This window comes from Paenibacillus sp. FSL K6-0276 (genome assembly GCF_037977235.1).
GTDB lineage: Bacteria > Bacillota > Bacilli > Paenibacillales > Paenibacillaceae > Paenibacillus_AQ.
In genome coordinates, this window is the sequence record NZ_CP150276.1 from 2,039,320 (window position 1) to 2,058,639 (window position 19,320).

Here is a 19,320-nt window from a genome sequence, read left to right on the forward strand (position 1 = left end):
CAGCGCCTGGAGTTTGGGTGCTGTTTTTTTGTTCGAACAAATTTTGGGAAAATTCGGAATTTCCATTTGACTTCAATTGGGAGTTGACGCAAAATAAGAGGGAGATGATGTAAATTTGAATTTTTCGGGGAGAATTGTACATGAATAATAAATCAGGTCGTCATTCCTTCCGAGAGCGACTGGATCATATGGTGGGTAAGCTTCGTACGGACATCCTAAGTGGAGTGCTACAGCCAGGTGCTTATCTGCCAGCAGAGAGTACGCTAGCTAAGCAATTTGAGCTAAGTAATAAATCGGTCAGAAGAGGGCTGGATGTGCTGGTCCAGGAAGGCCTTATCGTCAAAATCGACCGTGTCGGAAGCAAGGTTATGGAATCCGTGCAGGAGAGAATCCGTATTCATTTTGGCTGCAGTGCTTCGTTGTCCAAGGACTTTCTGCTGGAGGATCTAATTGGTGAATTTCATCGACTGCATCCCGGTATTCATATTCTTCCACTGGCGTTGAATGATTTTGACCATGTGAATTCTGCGGTGGAGATGATCAATAATGGAATGCTCGATGCCGTATCGCTGAATAGCACGCAATTTCAGGAAATGTCCGAAAATGGCTCGGCTGAGCTGCTGGAATCGCTTGATCCTGATCCTGAATTATATCCAATTGCGACGGAGGCTTTCTATCATGAAGAGCAGTTGTATGCCTATCCGATTTCCTTCTCCCCTGTGGTGCTGTGTTACAACAAGGCTCATTTTCGGGAAGCAGATCTGCCGGAACCGGATAGCTATTGGACCTGGGATGACTTGATTGATGCGGCTCGTCAGTTGGCAGAGAAACGTGGACGCCATGCAATTTATTTTGTGCCTGCTTCCGAGAATCGTTATTCTGTATTCCTGCTGCAGAGCGGGATTCAAACCGTGGCAGACGGAAATGAGCACCGTACACTTAGTCCGGAGACGGCAAACAGCCTTAGTGTATATAGTCGGCTTGTGAACAACCATCAGATTTTCCCTAAATATCTTGCTGGCAATCATGAAGATGAGACGATCTCTTTGTTTGTCCAAGAACAAGTATCAATGATTCTGACGACCTTTTTTAATTTAAATGAATTCAAGGCGTTAACGCTGGATTATGATCTTGCTCCGTTACCAAGGCTGAAAACAAAGGATCCACAGAAGACCTTGCTGGTCACGATCGGAGCGGCTGTGGTCGGGAATTCAAGACAAAAGGAAGCGGCTCGTCAATTCGTTAACTTCCTTGCTTCCGTAGAAGCACAGAAAATTATCCGTGAACGAACAGTAAGCATTCCAGCTCGAAAGCGGATCGCTGAGATGAGCACTGCGGATCATTTGAATCGTCCTTCGAGATATCTGATGTACAGAGAGTTATTTCCAACCTTCTCCTACCTTAAAGATTTAGGGCTTCCTATAGCCGTTCTAAAAAGCTTTCGCAAATTGTTGAACGCTTATTGGTCAAAGATGATTGATGAGGAAACGCTTCATGAGGAATTGAGCGACTTAATCTCGGAACAGGATGATACCGATCAGAAGTTTTAAGAGGTGTTTTTCTGCGATTGATGTTCTCTTTAGAATATAAGTAAAGCGTGATAATGGTGCTGTTAGGCCATTATTACGCATTTTTTTAAATAAAAGAAAGCAGAATATGCATGCGATACCTGATCTTAATAAGATCCGAAGCGATTTATTTGAAATGTCTAAGTACGAGCATTTATGTAAGCGTTTTCTATTAATTTTGAGGGTTTTCAACATTTTGCGACAGGTACATGTTATATAAGGTTACACTTATTAGAGATATTTCTTATTATTATATTGACATCATGTAGGCTGGAAAATATAATAAAATACATCAGATGTATATCAGATTGAGGGGTAGAAAAGTCTGTAACTCTGATATGTAAATCAAAAAGAAGTCAGAACAGATGTTTTCGTCTATTTTTAGTTAAAAAAGAGGCTAATGAAAGGAGGATATATCCTATAAAAGGTTGTTTACAGTATTATTATTCATTTTAAAATTTATTAATGTATCGTTGATTCCTTCTGGTTGATGTTAGTGAATATATCATAATGATTATCTTATTTTTAGTTATTAATAGGGGGTTGAATTATGAATGTTGCTAAAAGGAAATTAGTTCTGCTGCTGCCTATACTATTGTCACTAGTTACACTCGTATCTGCTTGCGGGAGTTCGAATACTAATACGGGCAATACCGCAGATCCTACTGCGGAGGTTCAGAAGGCTACGCAAGCTCCCACTAAGGAAGGTAAAACAATAGGCGGTCTGCAGCTCCCGATTGTTTCAGATAAGCTTGAACTGTCACTTTGGTCACCCAGCGGCGGCAATTTCAGAGGAACTAATTTTAATGAGAAATTATCCTTTAAGCAAATGGAAGAGAACACTAACATTCATATCGACTTTCAGCATAGTACGGAAGCCAGTGCGGAAGCCTTCAGCTTATTAATGTCATCTGGTAAGCTGCCGGACATTATCTACAATGATCTATGGGGCACAGATTCCGGGAAATATGGTACACAAGGCGCGCTGCTTCCTCTGGAAGATTTAATTGAGAAAAATGCGCCAAACTTCAAGAAAATCCTCGTCGACAACCCGGATATCCGGGGACAAATCACTTCGCCTGAAGGCCACATTTTTTACCTACCTAATCTCGTTCTTGATTCACAGGATCTCACTCAAATGTTCCCGCAAGTGCGGAAAGACTGGATCGATAAGCTAGGTCTAAATATGCCGGAAACCACGGAAGATTGGTATAACATGCTCAAGGCATTTAGGGAGCAGGATGCTAACGGAAATGGCAAGAAAGATGAAATTCCACTAGTCACAGTCAACTTGGAAAATATCATGATGTTATTCGCTCCTGCCTTTGGCGTCGACTACGGATTCTTCGTAGATAATGGTCAAGTAAAATATGGCCCGAATGATCCAAAATTCAAGGATGTCGTAACCTATCTGCACCGTCTTTACGATGAACAATTGCTAGACCCGAACTATCTGGTGGATACCACATTCCAGACACTGACTGAGAAGGTGACTACCGATGTGGCAGGGGCATGGTTTGGTTGGTCTGGCTCCTACATGGGGAACTTTACTACCCTAATGGAGGGCAAACATCCAACCTTCAAAATTGCACCGGCCATTCCACCTAAAGGACCGAACGGTGATCAACGTCACGTCTCCTTCCGCTGGCAGGCAGCAGCACACGGATTGGCGGTCTCCTCGCGGACCGAGCATCCTGAGGAAGTGATGAAATGGCTGGATTATCAATACTCAGAAGAAGGCATTCTGCTGAACAACTTTGGGGTTGAAGGCAAATCCTATGATCTGGTGAACGGAGAACCTATTTATAAGAAAGAAGTAACTCATCCGACCAATGGTCTCACGAATACGCAAGAACTGCTGAACCATACGATCGGGGGCGGAAGCTGGGCTACGGTAGCGGATACCAGATATGCTGAACAAATCCGAGAAGCTAACGGGCAGACGGAGAATCCACTCGAGTTATACAGTGACTATATTGATTTTGATAGCAAGTTGCCTCCAGTCCAATTTACAACAGAGGAAAACGATGTAGTGGTTCCTTTGATGGCCGATATTCAGACCTATGTAGCCGAAACGATCAATGCCATGATCATGGGGCGCCAAAAGATTGAAGACTATGACAAAGTAATGAAGCAGCTTGAGAAGATGGGAATTAATGATGTGCTAAAAGAGTATCAGGTTGCACACGAGCGATTTAAAGGGAAATGATTCAGCTTGTGAGTAGGTTGTCATGGGTCGAGCGGTTCAGAGATTGCTTTGTGACCGCTCGCCACATGACAGCTATGACTAACGCCAGTGTCCGGGAGAGGAGAACTATATGGCTGTACCTGTAAAAGTCACTAAAGTTGAAAGCAGGAAGCTTCCGGTCAAGAGGAGTCCAATTCCCTGGAAGCGGATAGCCTCCAATCGCTATCTGTATCTCATGCTACTCCCTACGGTTTTGTATTTTCTGATTTTTGAATACAAGCCGATGTATGGGGCGATCATTGCTTTTAAGAACTTCAACCCCTATTTGGGGATCACGGATAGCCCTTGGGTGGGCTTCAAGAATTTCGAGAAGTTTTTCGAAAGCTACTATTTTCTCAGACTGCTTAAAAATACCTTCTTAATGAGTTTCTACTCACTGATCTTCATTTTTCCTGCTTCACTTGCTTTTGCTCTGCTGCTCAATGAGCTGCGGCTCAAGAAGCTGAAGTCCTTTCTGCAGACCGTGTCTTATTTGCCGCATTTTATTTCGCTGATCGTCATCTGCGGGATGATTATTGATTTCACCAAACCCGGAGGTATTATTAACAGCCTGTTGCTTGGCATCGGCCTGATCTCGGAGCCCATTCAGTTCCTGATTCTGCCGGAATGGTTTCGAACGATCTATGTGGGTTCTGGCATGTGGCAGAGCCTAGGCTGGAATTCAATTATCTACTTAGCGGCGTTATCTGGCATCAATCCGAGCCTTTACGAGGCTGCAGTTGTAGATGGAGCAGGGCGATGGAAACAGCTAACGAATATAACGCTACCTGGGATTCTGCCTACAGTGCTAATCCTTTTGATTCTGAATGTGGGTACCCTGCTGAATGTGGGCTGGGACAAAATTATATTGCTTTACAATCCTGGAACGTACGTCACTGCGGATGTTATCTCAACATTTGTGTATAGACGAGGTGTAATGGAGGCGAATTACAGTTTTTCTGCAGCGGTAGGATTATTCAATTCCGTAATTAACTTCACATTGCTCGTTCTAGCCAACCGTATCAGCCGAAAAACAACTGAAAGCAGCCTATGGTGAAAATGGGCTTTCGAAGTGAGTTTTGTAAGATGCAGAATCAATGATGTAATGACTTTTGGGAGGGTAGACAATGGTTGTGAAACGCAGTATGGGTGAAATCATATTCGACAGCTGCAATGTGCTGTTTCTGATCTTGTGTTCTTTCCTGTTCCTGTACCCGATGTGGTACGTGCTGGTCTCCTCATTCAGCGATGCACATGCTATTGCTGCGGGGAAGGTAAGCTTTTTTCCAATCGGCTTTAATCTGGATGCTTACAAGCTGGTATTTGAGGATACGCGGGTATGGACGGCTTACGGAAATACTTTCTTTTATGTCATTGTCGGTACGTTGATTAATCTGGTGCTAACTACACTTGGTGCTTATCCTCTGTCCAGAAAGAATCTGGAGGGGAGAAATGTCATTATGGCTTTCATCGTGTTCACGATGTTTTTCAGTGGTGGTCTAATTCCCGCGTATCTGAATGTCCGTGAGCTTGGCTTGTATGATACGCGGTGGGCGCTGCTGTTACCTGGTGCGGTTAGTGCTTTTAATTTAATAGTGATGCGGACCTTTTTTCAGTCTATTCCTGATAGTTTGATAGAGTCTGCCAAAATAGATGGCGCCCACGATTTCAGAATTTTGCTGCGGATCGTGCTTCCGCTCTCCATGCCGGTTCTGGCGGTGATGACTCTCTTCTATGCGGTAGGCCACTGGAACAGTTGGTTCTCGGCCATGATTTATTTACAGGATCGGAATTTGTTCCCGCTTCAATTGATTTTGAGGGAAATCCTGATTCAATCCTCTGCTCAAAATATGCTGGCCGGCGTTACCCAAGATGAGGTGTTTCGTATTAGTGAATCTATTAAATTCGCTACGATTATCATAGCTACCGTGCCGATTTTGATGATCTATCCATTTTTGCAGAAATATTTCGTAAAAGGTGTAATGATCGGTGCGCTGAAGGAGTAACAGCCATAGAGAAGATACTGCATGAGACAGAATCGTTTCTGAAGCAGTCGGGAGGAGAAGACATATGAAGGCGGTAATATCTCAGGAGGGACAGATTCGCATGTCGGATGTTCTGACACCAGTCATTGAAGATGGATTTGTACTAGTCCAGACTGAATATTCGGCGATTAGCCCCGGAACGGAAATGATGATGAATGGTCTGCACCGTACGCAACATATTGTACTCGGATATAGTGCAGCAGGTGTAATCCGAACGCGTGGGAAGGGAATGGAGCACTGGCCTGAAGGGCTTCGGGTAGCTTGTTATGGCGGTCCTTTTGCGAAGCATGCAGAATGGCTGCTAATGCCTCAGCATTTGATGGTGCCCATTCCTGATCATGTAAGTTCGGAGGAAGCATCGACAGTTGGGCTTGGAGCCATTGCAGTACATGCGGTAAGGCAGGTTGCACCGCAGTTTGGGGAGACACTTGTGTTGATCGGTGCCGGAATTCTTGGACAGTTGATTGCGCAGATTGCTAAGGCGGCAGGATGCCGAGTGATTGTCTATGATTTGCTTACAGAGCGCTGTGAGATGGCTGAGAACTTAGGTATTAGACACATCGCTACTAGTCCCGAGAAGGTGAAGGAGCATCTTTCAAACCTGACGGCGGACATGGGAGCAGATGCAGTCATCGTATGTGCGGGCGGCAAAACCGGCGACCTAATTGATCAAGCACTAGAGTGGGTACGGGATCGCGGCAAGGTACTGTTGGTCGGAGACATAAAGCCAGATTTCTCTCGTGATCTGATGTTCAGTAAGGAAGCTCAAGTTCTGATTTCTAGAGCCGGCGGTCCCGGACGATATGATCCTATCTATGAGCGGCAGGGAATTGATTATCCTTACGGCTACGTGCGGTGGACGGAAGGGCGTAATATGGCTGAATATATTCGGTTGATCTCCGAAGGGGATATTCAGGTGAAACCGTTGATTAGTGCGATATTCCCGGTCGAACGTTGTGAAGAGGCCTTTCGGCGTTATGCAGAGGACCCGGTGGATCTGTTGGGAGCGGTATTAGCTTATCCTGCGGCAGTTTCTGGGGTAGAAGCGCAGGTGAAGGAACAACTGACGAAAGAAGGCGGGAGCAGATGAAGGCGCTGCGGATCGGCGAGCCATTGAACGGTCTGGCGGTTTGGGCCTCGGCTTATGGAACATGGCAAGGAGTAGACCGGATATACGCGGTTTCTTCCGGGAGTCCTTGCATCTTATTTGTTCTAGACCCCAACGGTGAACAAGCGGTGGAACGGTATGCGCTGGAAGGCTCGGATCATTGCTGGGGTGTAGTCTTAACAGCCAGCGGAGTGTATATCGGGGGAAGTGGCATCTTGTACAGGTACACCCATGAGGATGGTGTGGAGAACCTGGGTGAAATGATTCCCGGTGAATTCTATACGTGGCAGTTGGCAGCAGATGAGCAAGGCAGGATCTATGGGGGATGTTATCCTGGAGGGAAAGTGTTCCAGTATGATCCAGCGACAGGAGTGTTTAGGGATTACGGTGCCATGGTGAGTGGAGAACAGTATGCTCGTTCTATGGAAGCATGGAACGGTAAGCTCTATGTGGGTGTTGGTACACAAACCCCGCATATTGTAGTACTGGATACGGAGACGGGAGACCGCTCGGAAATTGGACTTCCAGATGAATGTTGGGGCGAGCAACTGGTTTATGACTTGAATATCGTTCAGGGCAAGCTTTTTGCCCGAATCACACCTTCTGCACGGTTGTACATTTATGATCTGGAACTGCAGGAGTGGGGTGACACTCTGGATTGTGTAAGTGGACTTAGTGTTTCACCTCCGGATGAGCTGGGGAATGTGTACTTCATTAAAGATGACTATTTACAGCGATATGATATTCGAACTGGAAGCTTGTTTGTTACCTCATTAGCTATGCCGGAGCCTGTGGGAGATTATGGTTGGCTCAATAATCACCCTCTAAATTCCAAGGGTCGGTGCTTAACGGGTGTATATAGGGATGGTAGCATCTGGATCTACGATCCGGATGTTGATCGACATACGGTCATTGACTTCGGGCTGCAAGGCCAGTCGATTCATTTGCAGTCCTTGATCTTCGGACCTGATGATGCTCTCTACATCGGAGGGTATTTCGCAGGTGGGCTAGCCAGATTCGATCCATCAACCGACGAGATCATTTCATATCGAGGTATTGGTCAGACGGAAGGCATGCTTGCTGGGAGCGATTGTCTTTATCTAGGTGTATATCCGCGAGCGAATATTTTTAAGTACGATCCGGACGAAGAATGGAAGCCAGGTGAGAATCCGGAATTACTGTTTTCCCTACAGGAAGAGGAGCAGGACCGTCCCTTTGCTTGGACTTGGGCAGGAGGTGAGGTGGCCATTGGTACGGTTCCTTCCTATGGTCGGCATGGAGGTGCGCTGACGCTGTACCATCCTGCGAGCGGTGCGCATGAGGTTTTTAGAAATCTTTTGTCGCAGCAGAGTGTAGTGTCATTGGCTAGTAGAGATCAGCTGTTGTTCGCTGGAGGGTCCGTTTGGGGTGGACTTGGGATTGCTCCTCAGCGTGCAGATGCATCTCTAATGATTTGGGATATGCAGAAGCGCTGCAAAGTATGGGAAGGCGTACCTGTGCAGGGGGAACGGGCTATTTCTGCCTTGGTTCTAGATGATGTAGGGCATCTTTGGGGTTTGACGGCAGGACTGTTATTTCGGTTCGATCCACAGTTGAAGCAAACTGTAAATACTTACTCATTGTTCCCCATGGACTGGAATGCAGTGACTCATTTTTGGCGTAGTGGTAATGAACTGCTCTACAAGGAAGGTGTGCTGTACGGCGTGTCGATGAATCGATTGTTCAAGTTTGATGTGCTAAGTGAGGAGCTTGAGGGGTTGGATGACGATGCGCGGCTGTTGACGATGGACCGTGAGGGCGATCTATATTTTGCAAGAACTACAGCATTATATCGGATGCGCTAGTAAGGTCTGCACGATCCTTGGTGAAGGGTGGAGGGATTATGAGAATCTTATATTTTTATAAATTCTGTATTCTGGGTGGGGTAACCACTCAACTTGCGAATAGGCTTAAATTTTTGCGACATCACTCGGAAGTGCATTTTGCCTTTCTGGAGGATTACGGCGGGGCGAGCGCTTTTGAAGGTTATGAGCATGTCCGAATTCTGGGGACGGTTGAAGAAATTAAGAGCTACATGGAAGCTTATGATTTCGATGTCATTATTACTATTGATACTTATGAACTGTATGAAGCGCTTGGGCCTGTACAGGAGGGAAAGGTTATTATTCATGAGGTACATACCACCTATTCCGAACCCCTGCAGAAGTTGGCCGCAACGAAAGATAGTCTACCTTTTCACTATGTGATCACTCCCTCCGCTTACATGAAGGATTATTTGGACAGTATCGGCATAGCTGGTACTTATCATATTAATAATTGCCTGGATACCGATTTGTTCCGATATGAAGCGGGTATTGAGCAGGAGCCTGCCACTATTTTGTGGGTGGGTAAACTGGATGATCACAAGAACTGGTCGTTCTATTTGAACATTGCTGGAAAGCTGAATGCCAAGATACCAGAGCTGCGATTCATGCTTGTTGGAGGGTACACAGCTCCTGAAGAGATCAAGAAACAGCTTATGGTAAAGGTAGAACAGCAGGGGATTAAGCATTTCAAGTGGATTCCCAAAGTGGACTACGATGAGATGCACAGTTATTATTCATCGGTTGCGCAGAGTGGTGGGTTATATGTTAGTACCACAACCAATGAATCTTTTGGGATGACTGTACTGGAGGCGATGGCCTGCAGGTGTCCGGTAGTGGTTCCGAGTGTAGGGGCGTTGCCAGAATTATTGGATGGTCCGTTAAGTGTTTCCCTGTACGAATCAGGCAATGAAGCGGAATGTGTGGACAGATTGTGCGCACTGCTGAAGCAGAACAGCCTGAGGGAAGACTTGAAATCATTGGCAGAACAGAAAGCCAGAACTACTTACAGCATCGAACAAGTGGGAAAAGAATATATGGAATTACTTGAGCGTTTTAGAGAAGAACGTTTAATTCTTAAGTAGGTGGATCACTCTATGGGACTGTCAACTGAATAAGAGGTGTGATTGAAATGGAAGAACTGCAGATCGGTATGGTAGGAATGGACACCTCACATAGTAGGATTTTCGCTGCGCTGCTAAACGACAGTTCTCACCCGTTACATATTCCGGGTGGCAGGCTACACTGCGGTTATCCGGGTGGGTCTCCTGATTTCGAGCTAAGCTATTTACGAGTGAAACCGATTAGCAGTGAACTGCAGGAGCGCTATGGTGTTGAACTGCTCAATTCTATAGAAGAAGTTGCGGAGAGATCCCATGCGATCCTACTGACATCTGTAGATGGGAGAGTTCACAAGGAACAGTTTGCGGTGCTGGCTCCTTACAGAAAGCCGGTATTTATTGACAAGCCTTTAGCAGTTACCTTTGAAGATGCGAAGGCGATTGTGGAATTGGCGGAGAGGTATGGAACACCATTTTTCTCCAGCTCCATGGTTCGATTTGGGGAACCGTTAGTGGCACTTTTGAAGGATGATACCGCTGGTACTATTCTAGGTGCGGATTGCTCTGGACCGCTAGATCTTCAGCCGACACAACCGGGGTTGTTCTGGTACGGTATACACTCTGCGGAGATGTTATACACCGCACTTGGAGAAGGCTGCCAATCAGTACGTGCCGTCGGTAACAATACGCAAGAATGGATAGTCGGCCAGTGGAAGGACGGGCGAATCGGGACAATCCGCGGGAACCGTACAGGCGCCTCTGATTTCTATATCGTTCTACACCGTGAACGGGGGAGCAACGGAATTAACGCGCTCGGAGCAAATTACAACGCAGGACATCAGCAATTGCTGAAGAACTTTATAGCTATGGCGCGAGGAGACGCTCCACCGGTACGACCTTCTCTAACGCTGGAGTTGATTCGCTTCATTGAAGCGGCCAACGAAAGTCGGATAAGCGGGGCTAATGTTCGTCTGTAAAGGAATGCACAATCTGAAAGGAGTGAAGTGAATTGATTAAGACAGCAGTAATCGGATGCGGTAGCATGGGAACTGTTCATGCGGATCGTTACAAGTCCATGCCCGAAGCAGATCTTGTCGCCGTATGTGATATCGTTGAAAAAGCCGCTGAGGTGCTAGGGAATTTAGTGGGAGTTAGCTATTTTACATCCGTACAAGAGATGCTCGAGCAGGTGAAGCCAGAGGTGGTAAGTATTGCAGTGCCGACCTATTTACATGTACAACTGGTACGGATTGCAGCTGATCATGGCGCGCATGTAATTTGTGAGAAGCCACTCGCACTCACTTCGCAGGAAGCGGAAGAAGCTATTCGCTACTGTAACGAGCGCGGTGTGAGTTTATTTGTGGGCCATGTCGTCCGTTTTTTTCCTTCATACAGACAGCTTGCGGACGGAATCAAGCAGCTTGGCAGTGCTCAAGGTGGGATATACCATGCTAAACGGGCGGGTTCGCATCCCGGAAACGTGCAAGAATGGTTTCGAGACCCGCTCCTTAGCGGTGGCGTCATTATGGATTTAATGATTCATGATATTGATTACATTCGTGGGACCTTTGGGGAAGCCCGTGAAGTATATGCGTTCCAGCACCAGTCGGAAGAGGTGAATTATGCCTCAGCCACTTTCCGTTTCAAGAATGGAACCATTGCACAGCTTGAAGCATTTTGGGGTTATCCCGGGTCGTTCCATTCCTCCTTTGAATATGCGGATGCGGAAGGAATCATCTCAGGCGGGACCGGCGATGGCGAAAGTCTGCATATTCGCAAGTCGATTACGACGGGCTCTACATCGGGATTTGTGGAGACGCCTTCGAGTGTGCTGCTGAAGGATCCGTATTATGAGGAACTGGAGCATTTTCTAAGCTGTCTAACAAGTGGGGAAGAGCCGATAGTCACTGCGCAGGATGCGCTGGAAGCTGTACGCTGGGCTGAAGCCGCTCAGCAATCGGCAATGACCCATCAACCCGTGAAGCTTGAAGTGAAGGGGGATATTTAATGAGCCGTTTGAATATTGGCATGATTAGCTTCGCGCATGCTCATGCTTTTGACTATTTGGCGAGTTTACTGCACATGTCTGAAGTGACGGTCGGTGGAATTGCTGATGAGGTGCCGGAGCGAACACAAGCACTCGCAGAACGTCATTCGATTCCCTATTATGCTGACTACAAGGAGCTTCTGGCTGATGCGAATATAGATGCCGTAATTATTTGCTCGGAAAATGTCTATCATGCTGAGCTAACCATCGCTTCGGCCCGAGCGGGCAAACATGTACTGTGCGAGAAGCCTCTAGGCCTATCGGTAGAAGAAATGCAGCGGATGATTTCGGTCTGTTCCGAAGAGGGAGTACAGCTCATGACAGCCTTTCCTTGCCGTTTCCTGACTCCGGTTGTGCGGGCTAAGGAAGCACTAGATCGCGGCGATATTGGTGAAATTATTGCATTTAAAGGAACAAATCGTGGTTCTTTTCCGGGAGCCAAATGGTTCTCTGATGAAGCCCTATCGGGGGGCGGGGCTGTGCTGGATCACACCGTGCATGTAATGGATCTGATGAATTGGTTCTCTGGTTCTTCTGTAGAACAGGTTTATGCCTATGCAGATACCTTGTTTGATTCAGAGCGTAAGCGGACGATTGATGATGCTGGAATGGTGCATGTAACTTTTGAGAATGGTGTGTTCGGAGTGCTGGATCCGAGCTGGTCACGCAATCCCGGCTTCCCGACATGGGGGGATGTGACCCTAGAAATCATTGGCACTAAAGGTGTCATCTCCATTGATGCTTTTAATCAAAAAAACAATGTATACGGAAGAGTATCTGGTAAAGGGAGCTGGTCCTTCTGGGGTGATGATATGAATGAACTGATGCTGAAGGCTTTTGTACAGGCGCTTATAGAAGGGGTGGAGGTGCCGATTTCAGGAGTAGACGGACTAAGGTCCACAGAGGTTGCACTTACCGCTTATCAATCTGTTCATGCAGGCCAACCTGTGCGCTTAAATAAATGAGGAAGCTGTAAGCACAAAACTTTGAGGAGGGTGGAACCGCCTATGAAGGATCAGGAATTGTTCGACAACATGTGTGAAAAGCTCTACTCTGCGGTAATCTCGGATACGCTGGATCAATTGGGCTATCGTAATCAGGTGATGCGGGAAAATATTAACCCGATAGATCCTACGTGGATCGTCGCCGGAAGAGCAAAGACCATTCTGTCTGTGGATATTCATCACTTGCCGGAAGATCCTTACACGAAGGAGATTGAGGCGGTGGACAGCGTCAAGCCCGGTGAAATTGTCATCGGCTGTACGAATGAGTCGCGGCAGAACGGACTGTGGGGAGAGTTACTGTCTACTGCCTCCAAAATGAGAGGTGGCCGCGGAGCGATCGTTGATGGATTAATCCGCGATACTGCCAAAATTCTGGAGCTTGGTTTTCCTGTCTTTGCTACCGGTACCAAACCTGTTGATTCTCAAGGGCGAGGAATTGTTATTGACTATGACATTCCGGTGCTATGCGGTGGCGTAATGGTCCATCCTGGAGATGTTATCTTTGGTGATCGTGATGGCATCGTCGTGATTCCGGACGCCATCATCGATGAAGTGTTCCAATTGGCTATGGATAAGGTGACTCGCGAGAATCATACACGGGACGAACTGCTCGAAGGATATACCTTGCGGCAGGTTTACGATAAGTACGGGGTGCTCTGATCAAGAAGCGAGGGAGTGATGAACATGAGGCTGGCTGGCAAAAGAGCGCTGGTCACAGGTGCAGCAAGAGGGATTGGACTGGGAATCGCCCTTCGATTTCTGGAAGAAGGCGCTCAGGTGGTCTTGCTGGACCGAAGTGAAGGTGAACTTCTTACTGCACTGGAAACCTTGAAGGATTATGGTGGAAAGGCTGCAGTGGAGATATGTGATCTTCGCGATGTGTCACAGCTGGAACAATCCGTTAGCCGAGCCTTTGAAAGGTTCGGTGGAATAGATATTGTAGTGAACAATGCCGGAATTGCCTTTCGTGAACACTTTCTCGATATCTCGGCTGAGCACTGGAATGCAGTATTTGATATCAATGTAAGGGCCGTTTATTTAATCGGTCAGCTTGCAGCAAGACAAATGATTTCTCAGGGTGGCGGAGGCGCCATTATTAATATGAGCTCCAAAAATGGTCTGGCGGCAAGCTCAGAGCTCGCGCACTACAATGCTTCTAAGGCTGCTGTTATACTGCTAACCGAATCGATGGCAGTGGAGCTGGCGGCTTATGGGATTCGGGTAAATGCAGTAGCACCGGGATTCGTGGATACGCCGCTCGACCGCCAGCTGCGCGAAGCTTCGAATCTCCCAGCGTATTCGGAGCATACACCGATGAAGCGGGCGGCAACCATAAGGGAAGCCGCCAATGTATTTTTTTTTCTGGCTTCTGACGAAGCTTCTTATGTAACTGGAGAAACCATTCGTGTGGATGGTGGACATTTGGCTAATGGTAGTGGGCTGTAGAAAGAAGAAGGAGTGAACGTTTTGGAAAGTACAGAAATTCAGGCAGAATTGATTATTGATGCTAAGGCTGAACTTGGTGAAGGACCGCATTGGGATGCCGAATCCAAACAGTTGTACTGGGTTGATGTTACGAGAATGAAGCTTAGAATGTACAACCGGATCACGGGTAATGAAGTAGTCCGCTCCTTCGACCGGATGATCAGCGCAGTTATTCCAACAACTACGGGAGGACTTGCATTGGCTATGGAGGATGGAATCTACCTCTCTCAAGCCGAGGATTCTCCCGTCCTGCTGACTTCGATAGAAGCGGAGCTACCACTCAACAGATTGAATGATGCCAAATGCGATCGACAAGGCCGACTGTGGGTGGGAACGATAAGCTTGAACGACGATGCGCCAAATTCCGGCGGCTTCTACATCGTGGAGCCTGGCGGCTTCACTCGCCAATTGTTATCAGGCATCGGCTGCTCGAACGGAATGGCTTGGGATTACACACGGAGTAAGATGTATTACATTGATACGCCGACTAGGCAGGTGGATGTGTTTGATTACGAGGAAGAGTCTGGAAGGATAAGTAACCGAAGATTAGCATTCCGAATTCCTACAACGACTGGCTATCCGGACGCAATGACGATAGATGGTGAAGGCATGCTGTGGGTCGCCCATTGGGGCGGTGGTTGTGTATCACGATGGAACCCGGAGACGGGTGAGCAGCTTGGACTCATTCGAGTGCCAGCACCTCTGGTGACCTCATGTACTTTTGGAGGCAGTGATCTAACTGAACTCTATATTACAACTGCAAGGATAGGGATGCACGAGAAGGAGTTGCGCGATTATCCGTTTGCAGGTGGTTTGTTTATGGCTAAAACCGGGGTGAGTGGCTTGCTACCCGGAAACTTTCAGGCTAAGGAGTAGGATGAGGAGGCAAAGCGATGCGACTCAAAGATAAGATCGTCATTATAACCGGAGCGGGCTCGGGAATTGGAAAAAGCACGGCCGCATTATTCGCTTCAGAAGGAGCGACGGTAGTCATTGCCGATGTCCAAGAAGATTCAGGAAAAGCAGCTGTAGCAGAAATAGAGGCGTCGGGCGGAAATGCGCTATTCATACCTTGTAATGTTACCTATGCTAGCAGTACTACCGCAATGGCTGATCAGGTCGTTAATGCTTTTGGCCGAATCGATGCAAGAAGGGTTCTATCATTAATATGTCCTCTGGCATCGCCGAAATCGGAGTCGCAGAGCGAGCTTCTTCCAGTGCTTCTAAGGGTGCAGTTTTATCTTTAACCAAGGCGATGCAGGTCGATTATGCACCTTACGGCATTCGTGTAAATGCGCTGCTGCCCGGTACGATTATGACTCCGTTTGTAGAAGGTTATTTGAAGGCATCTCTGGATCCAGAGGCTTCGGCTTCGGTTTCGGCCATTAAGCGTAGACAGCTTAGTGGTGAGCTTGGCAAACCTGAGGATGTGGCACGAGCCGCACTATTTCTAGCTTCCGATGAGTCCGAGTTTGTGATGGGCTCGCCACTATACGTGGATGGTGGCCTTGTCTTCGGCAAAAATGCATAAAGTGAAGGGGAGTTATAGATGAAGCTAATTACCTTTTTGCAAAAAGAGGAGGATCATATGGGTGTTCTAACCGACCGTGGTGTGGTGGATATTGAGGCGGCACAGACTGCATTATCCACTCGAATAAAGGTTCCAGTAACGGTTAGGCAATTGCTTAACGATGGGGAGGATGCGCTTAACCAACTGAGGATTTTTGTGGATGAGTTGCCTGAAGGAGACGTGAATCCATCCTGGTTGAAGCAGGAAGATGAATTAGCATTCGGTCCCTGTGTTACTGATCCTGGAAAAATCATCTGTATTGGCCTGAATTATCGCCGGCATGCGGAAGAGACTGGGATGGCCATTCCCGAATATCCCATCCTGTTCAATAAATTTATCAATACACTAACCGGACATGGCTCGGAGGTTCCGCTTCCGAGGAACAGGTCTATTTGCAAGCTGGTGATGTGGTCACGGTGCAAATTGAGAAGCTCGGTGCCATTACAAATACGATGGTTAGCGAACAGGAGGGGGTAGGGATGATCTTCGATTGTCATACCCATTTGTTTGGACCGGGAATGGTTTCAGGACCTACGGATGAGGCGATCAAACGAGCTTGGGGGCCGGATATGCATATCGAAGCAACCCCCGAGCAGCACCGTAGTAATCTGGAAGGCTTCTCTGGTGCTATCGTACTGGCCATGGCTGCGCATGCAACGGGACTTGTTGTGCCAAATGCTTATGTCGCAGATTACTGTCGCACTGATCCCGATCGGTTATTCGGTTTTGCGAGTGTAGATCCCAATTATCTGGACTGTGTTGCTGAATTTGAGACTGCGATCCGTGAGATGGGACTAAAAGGGCTGAAGCTTGCGCCTATCTATCAAAATTTTTATCCTGATGATCCCAAGCATTATGCTCTCTATGCCAAAGCTGAACAGCTAGATGTGCCTATTCTTTGGCATCAAGGAACCTCTTTTGTACCGGAGGGATATCTGGATGCTTCAAGACCGGCGATGCTGGATCCGATTGCCCGTGCTTTTCCGAAGCTGAAGATGATTGTGGCGCATATGGGACATCCCTGGATTGATGAATGTATTTCACTGGTGCGCAAGCATCCTAACCTCTATATGGACGTTTCTGCGTTAGGAAGCAGGCCTTGGCAGTTCTACAATGCACTGGTATCTGCGATGGAATACGGGGTTCAAGATAAAATACTGTTTGGGTCGGATTATCCGTTCTTTGGAACACTAAAGATGCTAGATGCCCTGTACCATATCAATGATCTAGTGGAAGGAACGAAACTTCCGCGAATACCGCAGAATTTTATCGAGGACATAATACATCGTCTAACACCGGAAATTCTCGGGTTTGTCTGAGACATTTATGCTTGATCTATAAGCGAGGTTGTTAAAAGGAGATGGGGTCATGACGGAGTGTAGGGACAGCGAGGAGAGTGTGGCTGAACATGGTGGTAAGTTGAAGAGCGAAGCCTATTTTCAAGAAAAAGATCTATGGGGATTTATCCATCGTTCCTTCACGAAGTCTATGGGATACACCGAAGAAGATCTTCGCAAGCCAGTGATCGGCATTTGCAACACGTTTAGTGAGCTGAATAAATGCCATTCACATTTTAACGAATTGGTGGATTATGTGAAGCGTGGTGTTTGGCAGGCAGGGGGAGTGCCGATGGAATTCCCGACGATCTCGATTGGTGAGCCTTATGTGAAGCCTACAACCATGCTGTTGCGTAATTTGATGGCGATGGATACGGAAGAAATGATGAAAGGGCATCCCATTGATGGCGTAGTGCTGCTTGGGGGTTGTGATAAAACGGTACCCGCTCAGCTGATGGCAGCCGCTAGCGCCAATATTCCAGCCATTGTGCTGACCGGTGGCCCTATGCTAAATGGCCGACTGGGCGGTCGTAGCGTTGGAGCATGTACAGATTGTTATGGCTTTACGCTGGAGCATAAAGCCGGAAATATAAGTGGCGAAGAGCTGGCTGTTGCAGAGAATGCAATTTGCCGAAGTGACGGTCACTGCATGGTGATGGGCACAGCCAGCACTATGGCCTCGATCGCTGAAGCGATCGGCATGGCATTACCAGGCTGTGCGGCTATCCCGGCGCCGGATAGCAGACGCAGACATATGTCCGAGCGAACGGGCAAGCAGATCGTAGAGTTGGTTCGCCGTGACATTCGTCCCCGCGACATCATGACTGCAGCGGCGATAGAGAATGCCATCACAGTTACGATGGCGAGTGGCGGATCGACGAATGCCATCATACATCTAGTAGCGATCTCCCAGCGGCTCGGGATGAAGCTGCCGTTAGAGACGTTTGACCGGATCAGTAGTCGGACACCGTTTATTTTGAACCTGCGTCCTTCGGGCAAATATCAGATGGAGGAATATTTCGAGGCAGGTGGTGTACCGGCATTGATGAAGGAGCTGGAGTCGCTGCTGCATGGGAATTGCTTGACCGTAACAGGTAGGACGGTCACAGAAAATCTGGTACAGGCGGCAACGCTGGACAGAGATGTGATTCGTACCTTGGAGGAGCCGCTCGACAGCCAAGGTGGGATTGCCGTATTGCGCGGGAATCTGGCACCGGATGGGGCGCTGATCAAGCAAACTGCTGTATCCGCTCATCTCAAAAAGCATATCGGACGCGCAGTAGTGTTCGAGAGTCCGGCCGATCTGAATGAGCGGATCGATGATCCTGATCTGGTCGTGGATGAGAACAGTGTGCTAGTGCTTAAGAACGCAGGACCGAAGGGCGCTCCAGCGATGCCGGAAATCGGGCAAATTCCGATTCCGCAAAAGCTGCTAAAGCAGGGCATACGCGACATGGTCCGTATTTCTGACGCGCGGATTAGTGGTACTTCCTATGGCGCATTGATTGTACATGCGACACCGGAAGCGGCTGTCGGTGGTACGCTGGCGCTTGTGCAGGATGGCGACGAAATTGAGTTGGATATTTCAGCAAGGCGCTTGGAGCTGAAGGTGTCAGATGAGGAATTGTCCAGACGGAGGGTCTCATGGCAAGCGCCTAAGCCGCACTACGACAGGGGTTATGGCTTGCTGTTTCATGAGCGGGTGCTTCAGGCGAACCTCGGTTGTGACTTTGACTTTCTACTGCCTGCTGAGCTTAGAGAAGAATTGCTGGGCGAAATGTAGTCGGTGGGCAAGATCGAATCGCCGAGACTGAAATAATCTAATGCTTGTAAATATGAAATAGCTGCACTTTATACAACTACAATATATCGTAATCGTCTAATTTGGATTTTAACTGCACTTCATACAATTAAATCTTAACAAACCGTCGTTTGTAACCTCAATCTGAACTTTTAATTGCAGAGAATACAACTAAATAGTCATACACGGAGATAGGAGTCGTTTT

Annotated in this window: 16 protein-coding genes and 1 pseudogene; all 17 read left to right on the forward strand. The window is 47.5% G+C overall.

The genetic code is table 11. The features are described from left to right. Positions 1-140: 140 nt before the first annotated feature. The 17 genes and pseudogenes from MHH52_RS09295 to MHH52_RS09375 all read left to right on the forward strand — a co-directional run bounded on the left by MHH52_RS09295 (position 141) and on the right by MHH52_RS09375 (position 19,097). Positions 141-1,550, forward strand: coding sequence for an extracellular solute-binding protein (locus MHH52_RS09295; protein ID WP_340008107.1), 1,410 nt, complete (start codon positions 141-143; stop codon positions 1,548-1,550). 568 nt (positions 1,551-2,118) lie between these two features. After that, complete coding sequence (locus MHH52_RS09300; protein WP_340008109.1) at positions 2,119-3,777, forward strand: extracellular solute-binding protein; 1,659 nt, start codon at positions 2,119-2,121, stop codon at positions 3,775-3,777. A gap of 214 nt (positions 3,778-3,991) precedes the next feature. After that, positions 3,992-4,852, forward strand: coding sequence for an ABC transporter permease subunit (locus tag MHH52_RS09305; protein ID WP_231574259.1), 861 nt, complete (start codon positions 3,992-3,994; stop codon positions 4,850-4,852). Between the two features lie 70 nt (positions 4,853-4,922). Next, the gene (locus tag MHH52_RS09310; RefSeq protein WP_042126182.1) at positions 4,923-5,801 is read left to right on the forward strand and encodes a carbohydrate ABC transporter permease; all 879 of its coding nucleotides are present in this window, start codon (positions 4,923-4,925) and stop codon (positions 5,799-5,801) included. 64 nt (positions 5,802-5,865) lie between these two features. Further along, on the forward strand, positions 5,866-6,930 hold the full coding sequence (locus MHH52_RS09315; protein ID WP_340008112.1) for a zinc-binding alcohol dehydrogenase: 1,065 nt from the start codon (positions 5,866-5,868) through the stop codon (positions 6,928-6,930). Further along, positions 6,927-8,792: a WD40 repeat domain-containing protein gene (locus MHH52_RS09320; protein ID WP_340008114.1), complete on the forward strand. Its 1,866-nt coding sequence runs from the start codon at positions 6,927-6,929 to the stop codon at positions 8,790-8,792. Before MHH52_RS09315 ends, MHH52_RS09320 begins: the two co-directional genes overlap by 4 nt. A 38-nt stretch (positions 8,793-8,830) precedes the next feature. Next, positions 8,831-9,895, forward strand: a complete 1,065-nt coding sequence (locus MHH52_RS09325) for a glycosyltransferase family 4 protein (protein WP_340008115.1) — start codon at positions 8,831-8,833, stop codon at positions 9,893-9,895. Between the two features lie 47 nt (positions 9,896-9,942). Continuing rightward, on the forward strand, positions 9,943-10,848 hold the full coding sequence (locus MHH52_RS09330; protein WP_340008116.1) for a Gfo/Idh/MocA family oxidoreductase: 906 nt from the start codon (positions 9,943-9,945) through the stop codon (positions 10,846-10,848). 32 nt (positions 10,849-10,880) lie between these two features. After that, complete coding sequence (locus MHH52_RS09335; protein WP_340008118.1) at positions 10,881-11,879, forward strand: Gfo/Idh/MocA family oxidoreductase; 999 nt, start codon at positions 10,881-10,883, stop codon at positions 11,877-11,879. Next, positions 11,879-12,883 carry a Gfo/Idh/MocA family oxidoreductase gene (locus tag MHH52_RS09340; protein ID WP_340008120.1) on the forward strand — a complete coding sequence of 335 codons (1,005 nt, stop codon included), beginning with the start codon at positions 11,879-11,881 and terminating at the stop codon, positions 12,881-12,883. Before MHH52_RS09335 ends, MHH52_RS09340 begins: the two co-directional genes overlap by 1 nt. A 42-nt stretch (positions 12,884-12,925) precedes the next feature. Beyond that, positions 12,926-13,582 (forward strand): RraA family protein, encoded by a 657-nt coding sequence (locus tag MHH52_RS09345; RefSeq protein ID WP_340008122.1) that lies wholly within the window; start codon positions 12,926-12,928, stop codon positions 13,580-13,582. Positions 13,583-13,606: 24 nt separating this feature from the next. After that, positions 13,607-14,368: an SDR family oxidoreductase gene (locus MHH52_RS09350; RefSeq protein ID WP_340008123.1), complete on the forward strand. Its 762-nt coding sequence runs from the start codon at positions 13,607-13,609 to the stop codon at positions 14,366-14,368. Positions 14,369-14,389: 21 nt separating this feature from the next. Further along, positions 14,390-15,283 (forward strand): SMP-30/gluconolactonase/LRE family protein, encoded by an 894-nt coding sequence (locus tag MHH52_RS09355; protein WP_340008124.1) that lies wholly within the window; start codon positions 14,390-14,392, stop codon positions 15,281-15,283. Between the two features lie 17 nt (positions 15,284-15,300). Then, positions 15,301-15,938 (forward strand): annotated as a pseudogene (locus MHH52_RS09360) (SDR family oxidoreductase). Positions 15,939-15,956: 18 nt separating this feature from the next. Beyond that, positions 15,957-16,454 carry a fumarylacetoacetate hydrolase family protein gene (locus MHH52_RS09365; RefSeq protein ID WP_340008125.1) on the forward strand — a complete coding sequence of 166 codons (498 nt, stop codon included), beginning with the start codon at positions 15,957-15,959 and terminating at the stop codon, positions 16,452-16,454. Further along, positions 16,370-17,296, forward strand: coding sequence for an amidohydrolase family protein (locus tag MHH52_RS09370; RefSeq protein WP_340008126.1), 927 nt, complete (start codon positions 16,370-16,372; stop codon positions 17,294-17,296). Before MHH52_RS09365 ends, MHH52_RS09370 begins: the two co-directional genes overlap by 85 nt. A 49-nt stretch (positions 17,297-17,345) precedes the next feature. Continuing rightward, the gene (locus MHH52_RS09375) at positions 17,346-19,097 is read left to right on the forward strand and encodes an IlvD/Edd family dehydratase (RefSeq protein WP_340008128.1); all 1,752 of its coding nucleotides are present in this window, start codon (positions 17,346-17,348) and stop codon (positions 19,095-19,097) included. Positions 19,098-19,320 lie beyond the last annotated feature (223 nt).